Raw genomic sequence first — 2,183 nt, 5'->3', positions numbered from 1 at the left:
CTCAGAAACGCAGATTAACGCAGATTTTCGCGGATTCTTTTAATTTACTATTTTTCGATTTACGAAGTACGATTTAAAGCTCAAATAGTAGATAGTAAATTGTCAAATCGTAAATTACAATAATCTGCGCTAATCCGTGAAAATCTGTGTTTCTGGTAATATCATTTAATTTTGCACACTTACTTAAAAAGAATAAATGGATATTCAACGACAGTCAATACGTTCCTCCTGAAAAATAAATATATACTGCATTCTTTATGTGGTCAGATTGGCAAATAGCTATAAGTTAGGCGGCATTTTATTTGAGCATTCCGGTTTTTACCTGTATCTTTGTCATCGCTAAAATCAAGCTTTATGGAAAACTTCAGTGAATTAATCAAGAGACGGCGCAGCATGCGTAAATTTACCGGCGAAGAATTGACTCAGGATGAAGTGGTATCATTGCTGAAAGCAGCATTGATGTCACCCACATCGAAACGGAGCAACAGTTGGCAATTTGTGGTCGTGGACGACAAGTCTACGCTGGAATTGCTGTCGAAGTGCAAAGAAGCGGGGGCTTCGTTCCTGAAGGATGCCGCAGTGGGCATCGTGGTGCTTGGCGACCCGTTGGCAAGCGATGTGTGGATAGAAGATGCATCGGTAGCTTCCATCATGATTCAGCTTCAGGCAGAAGACCTGGGGCTGGGCAGTTGCTGGATTCAGGTACGCGAAAGATATACAGCTACAGGTATGTCGGCCGATGAGTTTGTGCACGGGGTGTTGGATATCCCTTTGCAGCTTCAGGTAATTTCCATTATTGCGGTTGGGCATAAAGGCATGGAGCGGAAACCTTTCGATGAAGACAAGCTGCAATGGGAAAAGATACACCTTAATAAATATGGTGAACGATGACTGCAAAGGCTTCGAATCATAAAGACACGTATCGTGCTACGGCAGTGTTCTTGGGAATAATGGGACTTCTTTATTTGCTCGACCGTCTGATTGGTTTCGCTGCCCATGGTTTGCCTTGGGTGATGCAGAAAGATACGATGTTGCTCTATGCGGCGGTTATCTTTTTATGGTTTAAGGCGGACAAGTCGGTAGGAATTGTCCTGGCAGGTATCTGGTTGATACAGAACATCGGACTGGTAGTTTCTTTGTTAGGACAGATGTCGGGCTATCTGCTTCCTGTAGCATTGCTCCTGATAGGTATCTTGTTGTATTGGCTTTCATCCCGATAAATGAAGAATGAGAAAATGATGAATAAAGAATTGATAGACGGACAGCCTGTGTCCTTGAAAAAGGTCGTATTGGTGGGTGCCGGAAATGTGGCTACCCATCTGGGACCGGCATTGTGCGATGCCGGTTATGAGGTTGTACAAGTGTTCAGCCGTACCGAAGCCTCGGCTTCGGCATTGGCCGGTAAGTTGCACTGTCCCTATACGACAAGGCTTGACATGGTGAATCCGGAAGCTGACATGTATATTGTATCTGTCAAGGACTCGGCTTTGGAAAAAGTGATACCTCCTTTGGTAAGTCGTCATTCGGATGCTTTTTTTGTACATACGGCTGGAAGTATGCCGATGAATGTATGGAAAGGGCTGGCGCGGCATTATGGAGTGCTTTATCCGATGCAGACATTCAGCAAGGGTAGGGGGGTAGACTTCTCAACGGTGCCTTTTTTTGTCGAAGGGTCGGGAAAGGAAGAAATGGAAACCTTGAAAATATTGGCAGGGCAGTTGGGAGGAAAGGCATACGAGGCTACGTCCGAGCAACGCCGCTATTTACATGTTGCTGCAGTGTTTGCTTGCAATTTTGCCAATCACATGTATGCTGTGGCAGAGCATTTGTTGGCATTACACGGATTGCCTTTCGGGGCGATGTTGCCTTTGATAGACGAAACGGCACGCAAAGTACACGAGCTTTCTCCCCTGGAGGCACAGACCGGACCGGCAAGGCGGTATGACGAAAATGTAATCAACCGTCATCTGAGCATGCTTGCCGATGAACCTGAACTTGCCGAGCTATACGAGTTGATAAGCAAGAACATTCATAAGTTTTTAAGTCCTTGAGTTTATGAACTTTTTAGTTTTTGCATAAGAAGCTGTTTTGAATTTATCGTGCGATGATTTGGGATGAGTTTTTGAGGCATTTTCGCTTCTGTGATGAGGAAGATAGCGGGCTATCTGACGAAGAACAGGAGC

At 44.9% G+C, this 2,183-nt stretch carries 3 protein-coding genes; all 3 read left to right on the top strand.

The window, feature by feature from the left end; genetic code table 11:
• The first annotated feature begins 354 nt into the window (after positions 1-354).
• Genes B5F78_RS16410 through B5F78_RS16400 form a run of 3 tightly spaced genes read left to right on the top strand, consistent with a single transcriptional unit; the run spans position 355 to position 2,051 of the window.
• On the top strand, positions 355-891 hold the full coding sequence (locus tag B5F78_RS16410) for a nitroreductase family protein (RefSeq protein ID WP_087398292.1): 537 nt from the start codon (positions 355-357) through the stop codon (positions 889-891).
• Positions 888-1,220 (top strand): hypothetical protein, encoded by a 333-nt coding sequence (locus tag B5F78_RS16405; protein ID WP_022040863.1) that lies wholly within the window; start codon positions 888-890, stop codon positions 1,218-1,220. Before B5F78_RS16410 ends, B5F78_RS16405 begins: the two co-directional genes overlap by 4 nt.
• A gap of 15 nt (positions 1,221-1,235) precedes the next feature.
• Positions 1,236-2,051 (top strand): Rossmann-like and DUF2520 domain-containing protein, encoded by an 816-nt coding sequence (locus B5F78_RS16400; protein ID WP_239473508.1) that lies wholly within the window; start codon positions 1,236-1,238, stop codon positions 2,049-2,051.
• The last annotated feature ends 132 nt before the right edge of the window (positions 2,052-2,183 follow it).

The sequence above is a fragment of the Bacteroides sp. An279 genome (genome assembly GCF_002159615.1).
Taxonomy (GTDB): Bacteria; Bacteroidota; Bacteroidia; order Bacteroidales; family Bacteroidaceae; genus Phocaeicola; species Phocaeicola intestinalis.
This window is presented reverse-complemented; position numbering and strand designations above follow the sequence as displayed.

Excerpts from the sequence above, each read along its gene's own strand:
- B5F78_RS16410 (WP_087398292.1), top strand. The coding sequence starts at position 355 with ATGGAAAACTTCAGTGAATTAATCAAGAGACGGCGCAGCATGCGTAAA.
- B5F78_RS16405 (WP_022040863.1), top strand. The coding sequence starts at position 888 with ATGACTGCAAAGGCTTCGAATCATAAAGACACGTATCGTGCTACGGCA.
- B5F78_RS16400 (WP_239473508.1), top strand. The coding sequence starts at position 1,236 with ATGATGAATAAAGAATTGATAGACGGACAGCCTGTGTCCTTGAAAAAG.